The 16277-nt window shown below is 41.6% G+C and carries 17 protein-coding genes; all 17 read right to left on the bottom strand.

Translation table 11 applies throughout. From position 1 onward, the window contains the following. Positions 1-554: 554 nt before the first annotated feature. A complete protein-coding gene (hpf, locus tag WH45_RS21195) occupies positions 555-1127 on the bottom strand; it encodes a ribosome hibernation-promoting factor, HPF/YfiA family (protein ID WP_046216422.1) in 573 nt (190 codons plus the stop codon). Between the two features lie 454 nt (positions 1128-1581). Next, positions 1582-1779 (bottom strand): cold shock domain-containing protein, encoded by a 198-nt coding sequence (locus tag WH45_RS21190; RefSeq protein ID WP_046216421.1) that lies wholly within the window; start codon positions 1777-1779, stop codon positions 1582-1584. 213 nt (positions 1780-1992) lie between these two features. After that, entirely contained in the window at positions 1993-2712 is a 720-nt protein-coding gene (locus tag WH45_RS21185) for a GNAT family N-acetyltransferase (RefSeq protein WP_046216420.1), read from the bottom strand. A gap of 44 nt (positions 2713-2756) precedes the next feature. Then, entirely contained in the window at positions 2757-3890 is a 1134-nt protein-coding gene (gene rffA / locus WH45_RS21180; protein ID WP_046216419.1) for a dTDP-4-amino-4,6-dideoxygalactose transaminase, read from the bottom strand. Positions 3891-3960: 70 nt separating this feature from the next. Continuing rightward, positions 3961-5535: a glycosyltransferase gene (locus WH45_RS21175; protein WP_046216418.1), complete on the bottom strand. Its 1575-nt coding sequence runs from the start codon at positions 5533-5535 to the stop codon at positions 3961-3963. A 57-nt stretch (positions 5536-5592) separates the two neighbouring features. Beyond that, on the bottom strand, positions 5593-6738 hold the full coding sequence (locus WH45_RS21170) for a DegT/DnrJ/EryC1/StrS family aminotransferase (protein ID WP_046216417.1): 1146 nt from the start codon (positions 6736-6738) through the stop codon (positions 5593-5595). A gap of 13 nt (positions 6739-6751) precedes the next feature. Then, positions 6752-7378, bottom strand: coding sequence for an acetyltransferase (locus WH45_RS21165; RefSeq protein WP_046216416.1), 627 nt, complete (start codon positions 7376-7378; stop codon positions 6752-6754). Between the two features lie 16 nt (positions 7379-7394). Then, positions 7395-8534, bottom strand: coding sequence for a UDP-N-acetylglucosamine 2-epimerase (neuC, locus tag WH45_RS21160; protein WP_046216415.1), 1140 nt, complete (start codon positions 8532-8534; stop codon positions 7395-7397). Further along, positions 8531-9565, bottom strand: coding sequence for an N-acetylneuraminate synthase (gene neuB, locus WH45_RS21155; protein ID WP_046216414.1), 1035 nt, complete (start codon positions 9563-9565; stop codon positions 8531-8533). Before neuB ends, neuC begins: the two co-directional genes overlap by 4 nt. Before the next feature lie 52 nt (positions 9566-9617). Then, complete coding sequence (locus WH45_RS21150) at positions 9618-10322, bottom strand: acylneuraminate cytidylyltransferase family protein (RefSeq protein ID WP_046216413.1); 705 nt, start codon at positions 10320-10322, stop codon at positions 9618-9620. Further along, positions 10319-11341, bottom strand: coding sequence for a UDP-N-acetylglucosamine 4,6-dehydratase family protein (locus WH45_RS21145; protein ID WP_046216412.1), 1023 nt, complete (start codon positions 11339-11341; stop codon positions 10319-10321). Before WH45_RS21145 ends, WH45_RS21150 begins: the two co-directional genes overlap by 4 nt. 65 nt (positions 11342-11406) lie before the next feature. Next, positions 11407-13215 carry a motility associated factor glycosyltransferase family protein gene (locus WH45_RS21140; RefSeq protein WP_235338444.1) on the bottom strand — a complete coding sequence of 603 codons (1809 nt, stop codon included), beginning with the start codon at positions 13213-13215 and terminating at the stop codon, positions 11407-11409. A 148-nt stretch (positions 13216-13363) separates the two neighbouring features. Then, positions 13364-13708: a hypothetical protein gene (locus WH45_RS21135; RefSeq protein WP_046216410.1), complete on the bottom strand. Its 345-nt coding sequence runs from the start codon at positions 13706-13708 to the stop codon at positions 13364-13366. Continuing rightward, complete coding sequence (fliS, locus tag WH45_RS21130; RefSeq protein WP_046216409.1) at positions 13708-14091, bottom strand: flagellar export chaperone FliS; 384 nt, start codon at positions 14089-14091, stop codon at positions 13708-13710. The genes WH45_RS21135 and fliS overlap by 1 nt, the downstream gene beginning before the upstream one ends. A gap of 21 nt (positions 14092-14112) precedes the next feature. After that, positions 14113-15588, bottom strand: a complete 1476-nt coding sequence (fliD, locus tag WH45_RS21125) for a flagellar filament capping protein FliD (RefSeq protein WP_046216408.1) — start codon at positions 15586-15588, stop codon at positions 14113-14115. A gap of 12 nt (positions 15589-15600) precedes the next feature. Then, complete coding sequence (locus tag WH45_RS21120) at positions 15601-15978, bottom strand: flagellar protein FlaG (protein WP_046216407.1); 378 nt, start codon at positions 15976-15978, stop codon at positions 15601-15603. A gap of 179 nt (positions 15979-16157) precedes the next feature. Next, positions 16158-16277 (bottom strand): flagellin (locus WH45_RS23280; protein WP_268748583.1); only part of this gene is annotated, 120 nt, incomplete at its 5' end.

The raw sequence follows: 16277 nt of genomic DNA, 5'->3' as shown, positions 1-16277 counted from the left end.
AACAAATCGGCTATTTCCGGAGGCAAAATCATATAATGATGCAGCAATATATTTTGCTTCATGAGAATCGCTTTTATTGGAAATTGCGTTTCGAGTTTCGAACGCTGAATCATGGACCTACTGCAATGTGTACAAGTCCCGATTGGATCAGGCTCCACATACATACGATGTCCGGTATAACAATCAAGTTCAATAGGACACAAGATAAATATATCCCGTGCCTGGCTGTATCCATATGATATTCATTACCGTGAATAATACTGCGTATACTTATACGTATAAAAAGCAAAAATGTTTCATTATGTCGGTGATACGGATCAGATCGGCCATGAATGAATAGCTAGGCCGGGTCCGGTCGCTGGGTATGCAGGCTGCAAAGCAGTTTTGCAGGAGGCAGCAGCGTTTGGGACACTCTATATAGTATACTCCACTTTGGGCCGGATTGCACTTCTTTCACGGCGGTCAGGCTGTATTCCGTGCCAGCCCGCACCTGCATGATCTGGCCGCTAAAAAGCCCCGTCCGGTTGGACGAGGCTCCATTACATTTGCGTATATTATTCTTGTTCAATCAGGCCGTATTTGCCATCGTCGCGGCGGTATACCACATTGACCTGTTGGCTGTTAATATTCGAGAATACGAAGAACGTATGCCCGATCAGATTCATTTGCAGAATGGCTTCTTCAACGTCCATCGGCTTCAGGAGGAAGCGTTTGTTACGGACGATTTCGAACTCATCGCTTTCCACTTCCACGTCTGCATCCTCATCTACTGCCAGAGAAGCAGCCGTCGGATCTTCCACAAAGAACGATTTTAGATTCTCATCGTTTTGACGGAATTTGCGGTTCAGCTTGGTTTTATGCTTGCGGATCTGACGCTCCAGTTTGTCGACAACAGAGTCGATGGAAGCGTACATATCTTCACTGCGATCCTCAGCACGCAACAGCAGGCCGGGGAGAGGAATTGTAACCTCAACGGTAAAACGTCCGCGATTGGAACTCAGTGTAACCATACCGTCGGATACTGGAGGTGAATCGAAGTACCTTTCAAGTCTGTTAAGCTTTCTGTCCACATAATCTTTAATAGCATCTGTGACATCAAAGTGTTGACCTCGAATAGCAAAATTCATAGAGCATTCCTCCTTTAGGGAATTATAACATAGATGTTAGCGGCAAGTAAAAGGAGCGTTAAAGGAAAGAAGCTGTGATTGATAACAAATGGATGACCGACTGCTACAGCGTCTGTTCAAGCTCATTACAAGCCGGAATATTGTTGCGATGGCATGGATGACAGGGGTGCTTGGAAATAATGATTTGTCTCCACAGTAGTGCGTATATTGCGTATCATTGTGCAGTCGGTAAAGATGGTTCTGCTTTCTTCTTAACCTGTTTTGGCCCGATTGAATAGGCGGGAAAACGGGTATTGGCAAGCAACTTTTATTCCTGATTAGGGTATACGTATAAAAGGATAGCGACAAGGAATATATACAGAAAAAGGCCCCGGAATCTACCGGAGCCTTAGCTAATTGTTCAAATGTAACCATCAGAATTACCTATGTAAGGTCGGCATACGCCAGGGGATGATTATAATTTGATAACGTTAGCTGCTTGAGGTCCACGCGCGCCTTCGACGATGTCGAATTCTACGGATTGGCCTTCTTCAAGCGTCTTGAAACCTTCGGACTGGATTGCGGAAAAGTGTACAAATACGTCTCCGCCTTCTTCTGTCTCGATGAAGCCGTAACCTTTTTCTGCGTTAAACCATTTTACTTTACCTTGCATGCAATAACATTCCCTTCGTTATCAAATAAATAAGCTTCGCTTACATTTCTGAATATACCATCTCTGGTTGGAAAATGTCAATTGGAAAAGAAAAGGTTTTATTGTAATTTTATTACAATAAAACTTTGGAATTTTATATCGATTTATTATGTGTTTAGCATAAATATACTCACTATAATAATAAACAGCTTCATAAAATAATGAATCCATTTATTATTTTAAAATTTCTGAATTATTGACCAAATAGTACCACAATGAAATACTTTCCATTTGAAAACCGTTAGCTATATACAGATTTTGTGCGATGTTATTCTTTCCCTGTGTAGATACATTTAGAAGATGAACCTCTTTTTCCTGCAGTCTTTGCATCGCATCATTCAAAAGCGTGGTAGCGATTCCCATTTTTCTGAATGCGGGATGAGTACCTATTAATCCGATACTGGCTTTTTCTCGACCATTTTCCTTGACTGTAATAAATCCTGCTATGCGATTAGCCAGCTCATATACCAGACAATAACTATCTAATTGTCCTTTGATGGATCTTTCTATCCATGTTCTGTACAGTTCATTGGCTTGGGAATGTTTAAATACTTCTTCATATCCATAATACCTGCTGTCTTCAAAAAGGTTATCCATCATTGAATGCAAAGAAGTAAAATCTTTGATTTTTGCTTTGCGTACATATTCGCTTTTCATATATGTGCCTTTTAAGTCTGTTTTGAAGGTGATTTTGACATCCGCCAGTCGAAACCCGATTACTTCTAAATAATGAATATAATTTACATCATTTACCGGACATAAACTTTGGATAAGGGATGGATGATGGTTATTTATAAACTTTTCTATTTCCAAGCTGTTTGGGGCATAGGGCCATTCAAGCGATCCAACTGTTGTTCCGAAAAATGCAGAATCCCACTCCAATATTTTTAGCAAGTGATCACCTATTTCACCAGTAATTGTTTTTTTACGTTTCCTACTTAGGAAAAATAATTATAGATAACACTTATAATGTACTCCTGTTGTTCGTTCGTCATGTTATAAAACAAAGGCAGTCGAACAAGCCGCTCACTCTCTTTTGTTGTATAGCGATCCTCTCCAATAAAGCGACTGAACTTCTTGCCAGCCAGTGAAGTATGAAGAGGCACATAATGAAACACTGACATAATATTATGCTCTTTCATATAATTGATAAATTGGACTCGCTGTTCCAAGTTTTTCAGCTTTATATAAAACATATGCGCATTATGATCACATTCCGAAGGTACATGCGGCAATTGAATAAGCTCTTTATGAGCCAGTTTCAGCAGTTGGTGATAATAGGTATTCCATAACTCAATTCTGCGTTTTTTGATATTCTCCACGTTTTCTAGTTGAGAGTATAAAAATGCTGCATTGAGATCACTCAGTAAATAAGAGGATCCTTTATCCACCCATGAATACTTGTCAACCTGTCCCCTGAAAAAGCGGCTGCGGTCTGTTCCTTTTTCTCTAATGATCTCAGCATTCTGAATCAAGGAAGGATTGTTAACAAGCAAAGCGCCTCCTTCACCGCAATGAACATTCTTGGTCTCATGAAAACTAAAACATCCCAGCTGTCCAATGCTTCCAAGCGCTCTTCCCTTGTACGAGGCGGATATGCCTTGTGCTGCATCTTCAATAATCATAACTTTATAATGTAGAGCCAGTTCATTGATGCGATCCATCTCGCAGCTTACACCTGCATAATGTACTGGAACAATAACCCTTGTCCGTTCCGTCACAGCCTGTTCAATCTGTTCTTCATCCATATTCATGGTGTCTGGACGAATATCCACAAATTTTATAAATGCTCCCCGTAATACAAAGGCATTGGCAGTGGACACAAATGTATAGGAAGGCATAATGACTTCGTCGCCTTCCTGAATATCTGCCAGCAAAGCACCCATTTCCAGTGCATGTGTACATGAAGTGGTAAGCAACACTCTGGATGTTGCTGTATATGCCTCCAGCAATGCCGAGCATTTCTTTGTATATTCACCATCTCCGGATAGATGGCCTCTTTGAAAAGCGTCTTTAATATATTCATATTCCATTTCGGTATAGGCCGGGAAATTAAATGGGATATTATTCATTATGTGCTCCTAACATTCGGATTATTGGGTAATTAGTAACTTATACTCGCATGCCAATTCGATATTTGACTCAATAAAATTTTTCGTGATCCAGGACATTTTGAATAAGGGATGTAATTGTCCTTGTTGAATCAAATAGTATGTCAGCCCTGTCCTTCGCTTTTTTTTGCTGCTGCTGTCTAAATTCGAGATTAGACCAGTTTTTCAGAAACAATGTAAAATCGCTCATATCTTTACAAGTATTTTCTACAGCAGCTACCTGTGCAATATCACCATAATTTATGGTGAGGATGGGCAATCGATAATATAATGCCAGCGCCGCCGATGTTCCACCCCCTACACGAACAGGGTTGATAAATAGATCGCACAGTTCATAGATCTGATTCAGATCATCACGGAAGCCCAGCACTATCATTCTGCGATACAGATCCGGAAATTGTTCCTGTGTCTGCTGAGTATCATAATTTCCGACAATTAGCACCCGAAAATGCGGCTCAACATCCAACATTTCATCAAGCTGCCGCAAAAAATCATTATTGATCTCTTCATTCAAGCGATTACCGACGATAATCCCTACAATATCCGAAGAAGAAATATTTAAATCCGCACGAATTAGAGTTGAAGCAGTATGTTGTACCGGAGTTTCATAATATAACTCAGACGTTATGACATTGATGCGGGATTGTTTGGACACTTCCAATATCGGCTCATCTTCTGCAGTAAATGGTCGAAGCAGAGCAAGAAAATCAGACTCTGCAATCGGCAGATCAGCACTCAGAGGGACAGCCAGCACCGGAACAAAGTTGGAACATAGGTCGGCAGTTATATTGGAACCGCCTATCGAAATAATCAGCTCCGGCTTCTCGTCTCTGACCATTTGAATAATCCCACTGATTTCGTCCATCGATGGCATCGGCTCTCTAAATTGATAAAAAGGAATAGGCGTATCTTTGTACATAATACTTTCCAAATTATTGTAGTTACTAATGTAATTGGCATTGATAGAAGCATAAAAGGGGTAATTGTAGCGGCGCGGCAAATCCGCTGTATTAATCAAAACCACATTTTTATTCATATGTCTGATAATTGTATTACAGAAATTCAACGCTACTTGTGTGGGAGCATGCTGCAAGCTAAGCAGCTGATTGGTAATAATAAAAACAAGCTGGGAGTTACGTTCTTGTTTATCAATCTTCACTGTTTCATCTTTAATCATAACATTTAAAAATTCAAACAACTTTTGATACAAACGTCTGATTTCAATTTGAGTTGCCTGTGTATTTAATTCGGGAATCACAAAACTTTTATAAATCAGCTGCCAGTACAGATAAGAAAGTTGCTCCCATGTAAATTCGTGAGATTCCATATAAACGAGCATATTTTGAAAATACTTTGCTTCTGATGTTTCCTGCCACAAGAAAGTATTCAGATAGAACTCCATTACTGGATTATGAATTGTAGTTGTCCCCAAAAAATCGAGCAGAATTTCGTATTCAACCTCTTCGTTATTCTTCACATCTTTAATCTTCGTCTCAAAAAAATCTATTTTTCCTATTAAATCCAGTTCGCTTCCTTCCAACTTTTCTATAATAGAAGCCAGCTCTTTTTTTGCGCGGATACGATTTTGCAACGTATATATTTTCATTTCCCTCACTCTTTTCTTTTCCCCTGAGGTTGATAATATTGCCATAAAGAAGTGCTTTTAGCAAAGTACTTCTTTTAACTTTTCAATTACAAATGCCTGTGATTCCGCATTCATATTGGTATCCGATGGCAGACATATCCCATGCTCAAATAATTCACTGCTGACATCCTGCTCTTCGGTATGACGATAGTACTTGGCTTCTTTAAATAATGGCTGGAGATGGAGCGGTTTCCAGACCGGACGTGATTCAATATTAAATTGGTCCAAATGAACAATAATATCGGTCACTGATACGGATAGCATGGCCGGATGAATCAGCATAGCCGTAAGCCAGCGGGTCGCACGACCATAATCAGCCTCTGGCATAAAGCTTACTCCCTGTATTTCAGCCAGCTCATGTTGATACTGTTCAAAGATAGCCCGCTTCTGCTTAACCCGCTGATCCAGAATCTGAAGTTGACCTCTTCCAATACCAGCCAAAACATTGCTCAATCGGTAGTTGTAACCTACTTCACTATGCTGATAATATCGTGCCTGGTCACGGGCCTGGGTTGCATAAAATCTCGCTTTTTCCAGAGCAGCGATATTGTTGGATACCAGCATACCTCCGCCGGAAGTTGTAATAATCTTATTACCATTAAAAGAAAAAATCCCGAATTCGCCAATTGTACCACTCATCTGTTCTTCGTAAGTAGCACCCAGCGATTCAGCTGCATCTTCAACAATCGGAACATCATACTCATCACAAAGTGCCTTTAATTTAGTATAATTGGCGCTCTGTCCATACAGATTGACGATGATGACTGCTTTAGGTTTTTGACCACGTTGGACATAATCCTTTAATGCACGTTCCAGAGCCTGCGGAGACATATTCCAGCTCTCTGGCTCCGAGTCAATAAATACCGGTCTAGCTCCTTCATAAAGAATTGGATTTGCACTCGCTACAAAGGTTAATGACGAACAAAATACAATATCTTCTCTGCCAATCCCCAGCAGAATCAATGCCAAATGAATTGCTGCTGTACCTGAGCTTAATGCTACCGCACCTTGAGTCCCGGTATACTGTGCAATTTCCGTTTCAAACATATCAACATTTTTCCCGAGCGGAGCGATCCAATTTGTATCAAATGCTTCCGTAATATACTGTTGTTCCAGTCCGCTCATATGCGGAGAAGAGAGATAAATCCGGGAACGTTCAGACATTGCTGCTCACCCTTTACTCTAAATTTCTAATGATTTTTGCGGGACAGCCTACTGCCAGCACCTGATCAGGAATATCGTACACCACACAAGCAGAAGCGCCGATTATACTGTAGCATCCTACACTGACACCAGGGATTAGACTCGCTGCAATACCAATGTGACTGCCTTTATCAATAGTGACATTGCCAGCAGTATGTACGCCTGGCGACAAATGTACGTAATCGGCAATCCGATTATCATGATCCACAGTCGCAGCAGTATTAATAATGACATGCTTACCAATAACAGTATCTGTGTTTATTACCACACGTGGCATTAGCACACTTCCCTCTCCAATTACGGTGCCGGAACCAATAATTACATCTGGATGAATGGCTGTACCCCAGCGCACATTAAAACGACCTAGCTGTTCGGTAAGCATTCTACGCACACGGTTATCACCGATTGCTATCAGCCATAATGCTTCTGGATACCCGGCCAGAATCTGTGGCATCTTATTCATACCACCCAGTATGGGTATGCCCTGCCATTCACCGGTTTGATGATCATCCATTAATCCGATAATATGCCCGCCCTGTGCCCGAACAATATCAACGATCACTTTGGCATGCCCACCAGCTCCATAGAGAATATAATCCATCTGCTGCCTGCACCCCTTAATAAGTAATCACTTTCTGGATCAGCTTTTCTGATTTGTCATAGGTTTGTAAACAGCTCACTACACGGTCACTTGTACCCGGCTGTTCATATACATTCTTTTCGGAACGAACAAGCTCACGGAAAGGATTAGACAGAGCCTTCGATAAAGCCTGGCTTAGATCATCCGCCCTTGCTGCAATATCGATTACATTGGCGGAACGTTCCCTTGCTCCTTGACGGCTGCCGATATTAATGACAGGTATATGAAAGGATGCCGCTTCAATGATGCCTGACGATGAATTACCAGCCAATACTGCTGCCCCTTTTAACATGGTCAGATAATCCAGCTGCCCAAAGCTTGTGATCGGATGAAAATTGGAATGTACCAGCATCGGTTCATATACTTGCATAATCGTTTCTGTACCTGCATCTGCATTGGGCATTACACAGACGATATCTCTTCCAGTATTCAGCAGTACTTTCAGCATTCGTGCAAGTTCCAATTGATCAGCCTGTTCTGTCGTTACCGGATGATAGATGAATATAATGTATTCCTGGACCGCATCCAGTCCATATCTATGTTTTACTTCATTCAGCTCAGGCAGAACTGTATTTATCATTGTCTCAATTCTTGGTGCACCCACTACGTGAATACGCCAGTCATCTTCCCCCATACGCAGCAGACGCTGTCTGCTCCCCTCTGTTGCTACAAGATGAATATGAGCCAGCTTACTGATTGCATGACGGACTGATTCATCAATGGTACCCGATACTTCTCCACCATGCAGATGGAATAACGGTATGTTCATATGCGAAGCCGCAATTGCAGCAGCCAGCATTTCTCCGCGATCTCCCAGAATAAGTACTCGATCTGGCATAATCATTTCAAAAGCCTGCGTCATTCCCATCAAAGCAAGCCCTACAGATTTTGCCATATTTGCATGAGTAGATCCTTGCAGTAAACAATCCACCTGTGCAGCAATCGTAAATCCATCTTTCCGGATATGATCAATTGTATAGCCGTACTGTGGGGACAAATGCATCCCGGTCACCAGGAGATTCAGCTCCATATTTTCTGTTTGTTCAATCGCTTTGAGAATAGGGTAATAAATGCCATAATCCGCCCGGGTCCCTGTGATAACAAGTATTTTGATCATTGGATATCTTCCCAGGTCAGCATTTGGTCTTGTTTCAGATTTCTGGTCAATGTCTTGCCAATAAATTGACTATAAAATTTCGGTTCAATTCCCGTTCCTGGACGCTTTACCGATATATCGGCTTCGGTCAGTATGTCTCCAGCATGCTTATCTACTGTCAGCACCAAACTTTTACGCGCCACAGCTTTGGTGTTTTTTTCTGACGGCATGCAGCGTTTTACTCCGTCTCCAAGCGCTTGTTCAATACCGCGTACAGCTTTTACGAGTGCAGCAAACTGTTTTGGTTCCAGAGAAGCCTTATGATCAGGTCCAGGCAGATTGCGATCCAGTGTAAAATGCTTCTCGATCACACGTGCACCCAGTGCTACCGCTGCTACTGTCACTTCAATTCCTTCCGTATGGTCAGAGTATCCGATGATTTTTCCATAAGTGTACGCCATAGTACGAATAGCTCTCAAATTAACATCTTCCAACGGCGCTGGATAATCAGAAGTACAATGCAGCAGAATCACCGGACAGTTCTCAAGTGCTGTCAGTGGCTCACGAATTTCATCCAGTTCAGACATTCCAGTCGACAGCAGAACCGGCCGCCGATATTGATTAATTTTTTGCAGAAACGGGATGTTATTCATATCACCTGATCCGATTTTAAACGCATCAACTTTAATAGAGTCAAGAAATTCAGCGCTCTCATCATCAAATGGAGTGGACATGAAATCAATTGACTTCTCTGCACAATAATCTTTTAACGTTACAAAATCCTCAAAACGCAATTCCAGTTTTTTGAGCATGTCCAACTGGCTTTCCGTGGAGGCTGTATTTTTATTCTGGTAATCCGCTTTTTGCGCCTGTTGAGTGACCAGCTTTTCACTTTTAAAAGTCTGAAACTTAACAGCGTTGGCTCCGCATGCAACCGCCGCATCTATGCATTGCATAGCCCGCTCCAGAGAGCCATTATGATTTACACCTATCTCGGCAATAATATAGACTGGAGTACGTTCATCCGAAAAAAGGCTGCTTACTGACATCATTACACCTCCGTATTAGTAAACTAAAATACATCTCCCGAGTAGAATAATGAATTTAATTATTGTATTCGTCCCAGATCAACTGAGCAAACTTCAGATCCAGCTCATTATCAATATCAATCGAACGTTCCTTTGGCATAACATAACCGCAATTATGCTCGCCAACAATACGATACCGATCCATCAATAAGCTGCGATTCATAATATAAATGGCTCCGTTCAGTACATAAATATCCTGAAGTTCCTGTCTGCGCAAATGAGAAGATTCCTCTTTCAAATAAGGTTTTAACTGTTCATTCGTGAACGTCCGTAGCAAGTAAGGATGAGTATGAGAAGAAGTTACACTTTGCAGAGAATCTGCCTGATGATTCTGAAAAATGGAAAAAGCCTGTTCAATATCTTTTGTTGTACGAAGTGGTGAAGTCGGCTGCAGTAGCATAATATATTCAAAGGAGCGCTGCTGCTCCTGTTCATAATAATGCACCGCATGAATAAGTACATCGATACTTTTTGCTTCATCTGTAGCCAGTTCCGCCGGACGTATAAAAGGAACCGCAGCGCCTGCATGAAGGGATACTTCTGCAATTTTAGTACTATCTGTCGATACAACCACTTCTGCCACACATTCACTGTTTAGAGCAGCTTCGATTGTATGCTGAATCATCGGTTTGCCACCCAGCATTGCAACGTTCTTACCTGGCAGTCCTTTGGATCCGCCTCGTGCAGGAATGATAGCCAGACATCCTGCTTCTCGAATCATATTAGCATTCCTTTCTCAAATCCCAAGTTATTTCTTTCAATCAATTCACGGATTTCCGGCATAAATAACTGGGGAGCAGTATGGGACGAATATTCCTGATGCTTGGCTTTACTGAATCCTTCATATACCTGATTGACCGGATTAAATGGAGAGGGAATCAGATACATACTTTCACTTTCCAGCGCACGTTCTGATTCATCCAGCGTCATAAGCTCTTCATACAGTTTTTCTCCTGGACGGATACCGGATTCTATAACTTTACCCGCATACGGGCGTCGGGCTGCTTTTTCATAAGATTCAATCAGACACTGTGCCAGATCTGAGATTTTAAGAATCGGCATTTTAAGCACAAATACTTCTCCCCCCTGCGAATACTGAGCTGCATCAATAACCAGCTGGGCTGCTTGAGGAATGGACATCATAAAACGGGTCATCTCTTTGTGTGTGATGGTCAATGGCTGTCCCTTGGCAATCTGATCACGAAACAGTGGAATTACAGATCCACGCGAACCCATAACATTGCCGAAGCGTACACATGCAAATACAGTGCCACGACTTCCTTTATACAGGTTGGCTGCAGAAATCAGCTTCTCAGAAAGGAGCTTGGTCGCTCCCATCGTATTGGTAGGATTAACAACCTTATCCGTACTGATCGCTATAACTTTTTCAACATGGTTTTCAATCGCACTTTCAATAATATTTTGGACACCCATCACATTTGTTTTAACAGCTTCCATCGGATTGTACTCACAGGCAGGTACATGTTTGAGAGCAGCTGCATGGAAGATATAGTTCACATCCTCCATCGCATAATTCAACCGTTTCTGATCACGAATATCTCCAATCAGATAGCGAACATTATCGTATTCTTTTAATTCATGCTGCAAGGCAAACTGCTTGCTTTCATCCCTGCTGTAAATCCGTACAGCTTTCGGGCGGTGAGAGAGAATATTTCTAACAATTTCACTCCCGATAGATCCTGTACCTCCTGTAATAAGCACTACTTTATCCTTGAACATAGGCTACCTCCGTGGGACCGTATTTTACATAGCTATGAATCTGAGTAGGTTTATAAAAAATATACTTACCCGATCTCCATATTGGAATTCATAATATGATCAATACGGGAAATCGACTCGAGCACCATTTTTTCTATCGTTGGAATTATATTGGTCATATCCTTTAATAACTTGCCTAGATGTTCATGAATCAAATCGGCTTTTTTCGTTATAGTCTGCTCTGTTACAACACTTGGCAGCACCTGATCAAAGCGGGCCACCTCCAAAGGAATAATCGTCTCCAATACCGGTGCGAACCAAGGACGATTCGCAATGATCCCCCATAATCTTTCGACTTCCTCAATCGTTTTTTGCGCTTTAACCGGCTTGGTACGACTGAGTTCACGTACTTTGCCCAGCTGTTTTTCGACCAACTTTACTTCCATCTGGACCTGGGTAAGATCATACACATAATTTTCCATACGCTGCTTCAATTGTTCCGCACGCTCCATATTGACCTGATGGTTATTTTCTTTCAACCAATTGGAGATTACATTCGGATCTACCGACTCCTGTTTCAACTCTTCATAAAAAGTATCAATCGGCTGGAAAGGAGCCCCTTCAATCGCTGCGCCATGACGAGTTGTATTTACAAACTGGATTTCCGGTAAGGATGCAATCAGGCCTTCCAATGCGTCTTTCATAAACAGGAAGCTGTCTTCTGTCGCATTGTATCCGCCTTTTACATTGAGTACAGTTTGGGTTGCCCTTTGCACCTTTTGATCGGTGGTTTCACTTGCAAAGTGAGCAACTCCATCCGTATAAAACTGATTGTTAGGGAAAGATAAATCCTGCCCTGCCAGCAAAATACGCTTGGCACCCAAAATAGCTGCTACCTGTATCCCATTCCCTGCTACCGTCGCAGTTGGAATCATTAACACATCTTCTTGGTTTAGACCCAGAAAATATTGAGATAACTCATCATTCTTCATAATTCCATAAATTTTTTCATCTTTTTTTCGCTCCGAAATTTCATGATAGGATGAGCTCGTATATACTAGTGGAGCACTAAGTGTCTCGGGTGTAGAAAAGATTTTGTTATTGACCGGATGTCCATCCATAATTACTGCTACATGCGGTTTGATTCCGTGTTTGACAAGCGCTTGAATGCTGGAACCTACCGCAATGACCAGAGTATGCGGATGAAGCTTACGAACCCATTCAATATCTTCCTGCAAAGAAGGACCTGATGAGACTACAATGGCCGTTGTATCTTTACAGGTATACACCATTTCCTCAATAAAAGGAGATGTTAATCCTTCAGCCAGATGATACAAATAGTTGCGTGTCCAATCTTCACGGAAAAAATGTTCTGTATGCTTGTTGGAGTAAAAGCTGCTGCGATAATCATCGAATTGTTTCCGGATTTCTTCCAATTTTCCATCTTCACTCTCCAGATACTTACGCTGAGCAACAAACACCATTTCCTGCTGCATATAACTGCATACCATATGAAACAACATTTTCAGCTGTGAACTGCCCAGCGAGAAAAAGTATAAATTGGGATGCTGCAATAATGGACGCAGATCATATTCCTGTACTGCTTTATAAAACAATCGCTCGTCCGGCTCATAGATAAACAACCAACGATCCGGATACAATTCCAATAAGTCCGCTACACTAAGTCCCCTTTCGAATCCATATACAAACACAATCTTGCATTCTCCCATTAATCCTTCAACAGCTTTAAGCCAATTATGATCCCGTTCGAACGCTTCCTTAAAATCATGATTTGAATCTATAGAAGCATTCTGCCTTTTCATTTCCATCACCTTGTTGAAAGCATGAGGAAAACGTGCCTGCAGTATCTGTGTATTTGCCTGTAAATGTGACAAAAAAATACCACCATTCTATAAAGTATTTATTACATATTATATCGGTTTGCGCATTTATGAAATGAATACTCTTATTTCACAAAATAAATAACAAAACCTCATCCTTAATCCGGATGAGGTTCTCCAAAATACAGCTGAATTTTCATGTTTACTTGCGGTGATCAACGAACAGACTATCTCCGACATAAGCATGCTGGTAGGCATTTTGCTGTGTACGTACTGTCCCTTTGCGCTCCAGCCACTTGCCAGCCTCATCTTTGAGAAAAGTCATCCGCTGCAGAATAATTGGATCACTATCAAGCAGCGTTGCAATCTGAACACGATGTCCGTCTGTAATATCATTACGGTACCCTTCAAGCTTCTGTGTAAGAAGCTCACGCTTTGTCGCAAAGTCCTCGAACTGTTCCTCTGTCATTTCATGCAGTTGATGAAGAGCTTCTGTAGTCAGTTCATTCATCTGGTTCAGCAAAGATTGTATGATTTCAGCTGGCATTATACTTCACCAACAGCTATTTGCATTTTACTTGCTTCTACCCAGGCTTCTCTCAGTTCGGACAAATGCTCCAATACTTCACGTGCAGGTGCAGCATCTTTTTTCACATTAGCTTCAATCAGCAAGCGAAGACTGTAATCATAAATAGTAACCAGATCATTCGCAATTGGATAATCAAAGTTTAATGCAGAGACCAGTTCATGAACAATTGCCTGTGCTTTACAAAGATTGGTATTGGCTTTGCCATAATCACGTTCTTCAATACCTTCAATGCCTGCACGTACAAAGCGAATGGCTCCATCATACAGCATAATAAGCAATTTGGGTTTAGAGGCCGTTTGTGCTTGAGTTTGCTGGTATTTCTGATATGGTGATTTAATCAATTTATGTCCCTCCTTGGGTTATCACATGCCGGCCAGGCTTGATGATGTACTGTTATATTTATTAATAGCAGTTTCCATTGCAGTAAATTTCTTATAGTAATTGGTTTCCAATCGATTCAGACGGGCAGTCATATCACTAACACGACGGTCCAAACTATTCAGTTGTTCTCCGATCGTACTATTAGCGATAAAAGTGGATGTCAGATCAGAACTAACGCGTGACGTACCGGCAGTCTCTGCCATTCTTTGCAATGAAACATTACCGACTTTTTTAAGTTTAGCAATAATTCCATCCTGCTGGGTATAATTATTGGTCAGCTGGGTACTTGCATCCCGTGTACCAAAAAATTTGGATACCACATCCGGATCCTTATCAATTGCTGCACGCAATTTATCTGCATCCAGAATCAACTTGCCTTTGGTCTCATATCCTCCTGTTGTAATACCAAGATCAGACATTGTCATTGGCAGTGGATTTCCTTGAGCATCCTTGTTACCTACGTCTACTCCCTGAACCATTGCATTACGCATGCTGGAGACTGTTTCTTGCAGTATACTGTCATTTTTGAGCATCCCGCTTTTGGCTTTGTCTGTCCACAGTTTGGCTTCCTCATCACTCATTCCAGAACGCTGTTCAGTCGTCAGCGGCGCATATTTACTGTAACGTTCTTCACTCAGCTTATTGTTGTAGGTAGACAATACATCATTGTATGCATCCACAAAAGATTGCACGTTCGCTACCAGCGCGTCAACATCCTTGACGACCTCAATATGAGTAGAAGCACCACCTGCTTTTTTTAGAGAAATTTCCACACCATTTATAGAGAAATTATTCGACGTTTTTGTCATGGATAGACCATTAACCGTCAGCTCAGCATTAACGCCTGGATTAGAGGTGAGTTTAAATGCCGTACTTACATCGCTACTAACATTCATAGCCTGAGCACCTGTAGCTTTATTTGTTAAGGACAACCCAGATGCTTCATCATAGATCGCAGTCACACCTGTTTTGGTGTTATTATTAATTTTATTGATAAAGGAATCAATAGTTTCTCCAGCATCAATTGTAATGCTTGCTGCTCCAATCGTTACACTGCTTGGAGCAGTTCCACCAAAAAGCGTGGAAAGTGAAGTGCTGCTTGCTGTAGATGTCCAGCCACTGGAAGTAGCTGAAGATGCTGTAGCCAGCTTATTGACGGTAATATCCATTACACCGCCGCTTGCAGAGGAAGCAGCTTTGGCAGTTAATGCATCCGTGTTTCCAGTCACAGTAGCAGACTGCGCATTGATGGAAGCAGTACGACTAAGAGTATCCAATTTATTTTGTAAAAAGGATACCATTTTGGTACTGGATTCGCGGTAACTTTCGCGCTTCCATTGGAGCGTTTGCTGCTGCTGATTCATTTTATCAAGCGGTGCCTTTTCTGCCGTCATCAACTTTTTGACAATAGAATCAATATCCAGACCACTTGAGAATCCTGTAATTCTTGTTACCATGTGAATAGCCCCCTATACTTTCTTATCAACAATCAATCCAGTGACTTCCATAAGTTTGGCCACTGCATCCAGTACTTTTTCCGGTGGAGCTTCACGAATAATTTCCCCGGTTTCTTTATTTTTCACTTTAATCATGATGGCATGAGTTTCCTCATGAACAGACACTTCTAAAGATTTCTGAGGACCCTGAATGGCATTAATAGTTTTTTGCAATTCTTTGATAGCTTCTTCAGGATTTTTGGCAGGCAGTTGGTTAACCTGAAGCTGCGAAGCCAGTTCACTTACCAGATCAGGCTGTAGCGCCTCTGTATTATCCTTTTTGATGATTGGCACTGGCCCGGATAGCGGTACAAATCCGCCCGGTGTGCCAGAAGAGTTAATAGAACTCATTGGTTAGCCCCCTTTTATAAGGATTGGTTATGTGTAATTTATAATGGTTACGCGTATTCATCTGTTAGTATATATATCGGTCAGATCATGGCTTTCTTTAGACAAGAAATACAAAATAAGCAAAAAGACCCTGCTCAATGCAGGGTCTTTTACAAAATTCAACACAATTATACAAACTATTAACGAAGCAGGGACAGTACGCCTTGTGGCGAAGAGTTTGCTTGGGACAGCATGGATTGGGAAGCTTGTACCAGAATGTTGTTCTTGGACAATGCCACCATTTCTTTCGCCATGTCTGT

Source organism: Paenibacillus wulumuqiensis, assembly GCF_000971965.1.
Classification (GTDB): Bacteria; Bacillota; Bacilli; order Paenibacillales; family Paenibacillaceae; genus Saccharibacillus; species Saccharibacillus wulumuqiensis.
This window is presented reverse-complemented; position numbering and strand designations above follow the sequence as displayed.

Excerpts from the sequence above, each read along its gene's own strand:
- neuC (WP_046216415.1), bottom strand. The coding sequence starts at position 8,534 with ATGATCAAAATACTTGTTATCACAGGGACCCGGGCGGATTATGGCATT.
- rffA (WP_046216419.1), bottom strand. The coding sequence starts at position 3,890 with ATGAATAATATCCCATTTAATTTCCCGGCCTATACCGAAATGGAATAT.
- WH45_RS21170 (WP_046216417.1), bottom strand. The coding sequence starts at position 6,738 with ATGTCTGAACGTTCCCGGATTTATCTCTCTTCTCCGCATATGAGCGGA.
- fliD (WP_046216408.1), bottom strand. The coding sequence starts at position 15,588 with ATGGTAACAAGAATTACAGGATTCTCAAGTGGTCTGGATATTGATTCT.
- WH45_RS21150 (WP_046216413.1), bottom strand. The coding sequence starts at position 10,322 with ATGATTCGAGAAGCAGGATGTCTGGCTATCATTCCTGCACGAGGCGGA.
- WH45_RS21135 (WP_046216410.1), bottom strand. The coding sequence starts at position 13,708 with ATGCCAGCTGAAATCATACAATCTTTGCTGAACCAGATGAATGAACTG.
- WH45_RS21120 (WP_046216407.1), bottom strand. The coding sequence starts at position 15,978 with ATGAGTTCTATTAACTCTTCTGGCACACCGGGCGGATTTGTACCGCTA.
- neuB (WP_046216414.1), bottom strand. The coding sequence starts at position 9,565 with ATGATGTCAGTAAGCAGCCTTTTTTCGGATGAACGTACTCCAGTCTAT.
- WH45_RS21145 (WP_046216412.1), bottom strand. The coding sequence starts at position 11,341 with ATGTTCAAGGATAAAGTAGTGCTTATTACAGGAGGTACAGGATCTATC.
- WH45_RS21175 (WP_046216418.1), bottom strand. The coding sequence starts at position 5,535 with ATGAAAATATATACGTTGCAAAATCGTATCCGCGCAAAAAAAGAGCTG.
- WH45_RS21190 (WP_046216421.1), bottom strand. The coding sequence starts at position 1,779 with ATGCAAGGTAAAGTAAAATGGTTTAACGCAGAAAAAGGTTACGGCTTC.
- WH45_RS21165 (WP_046216416.1), bottom strand. The coding sequence starts at position 7,378 with ATGGATTATATTCTCTATGGAGCTGGTGGGCATGCCAAAGTGATCGTT.
- hpf (WP_046216422.1), bottom strand. The coding sequence starts at position 1,127 with ATGAATTTTGCTATTCGAGGTCAACACTTTGATGTCACAGATGCTATT.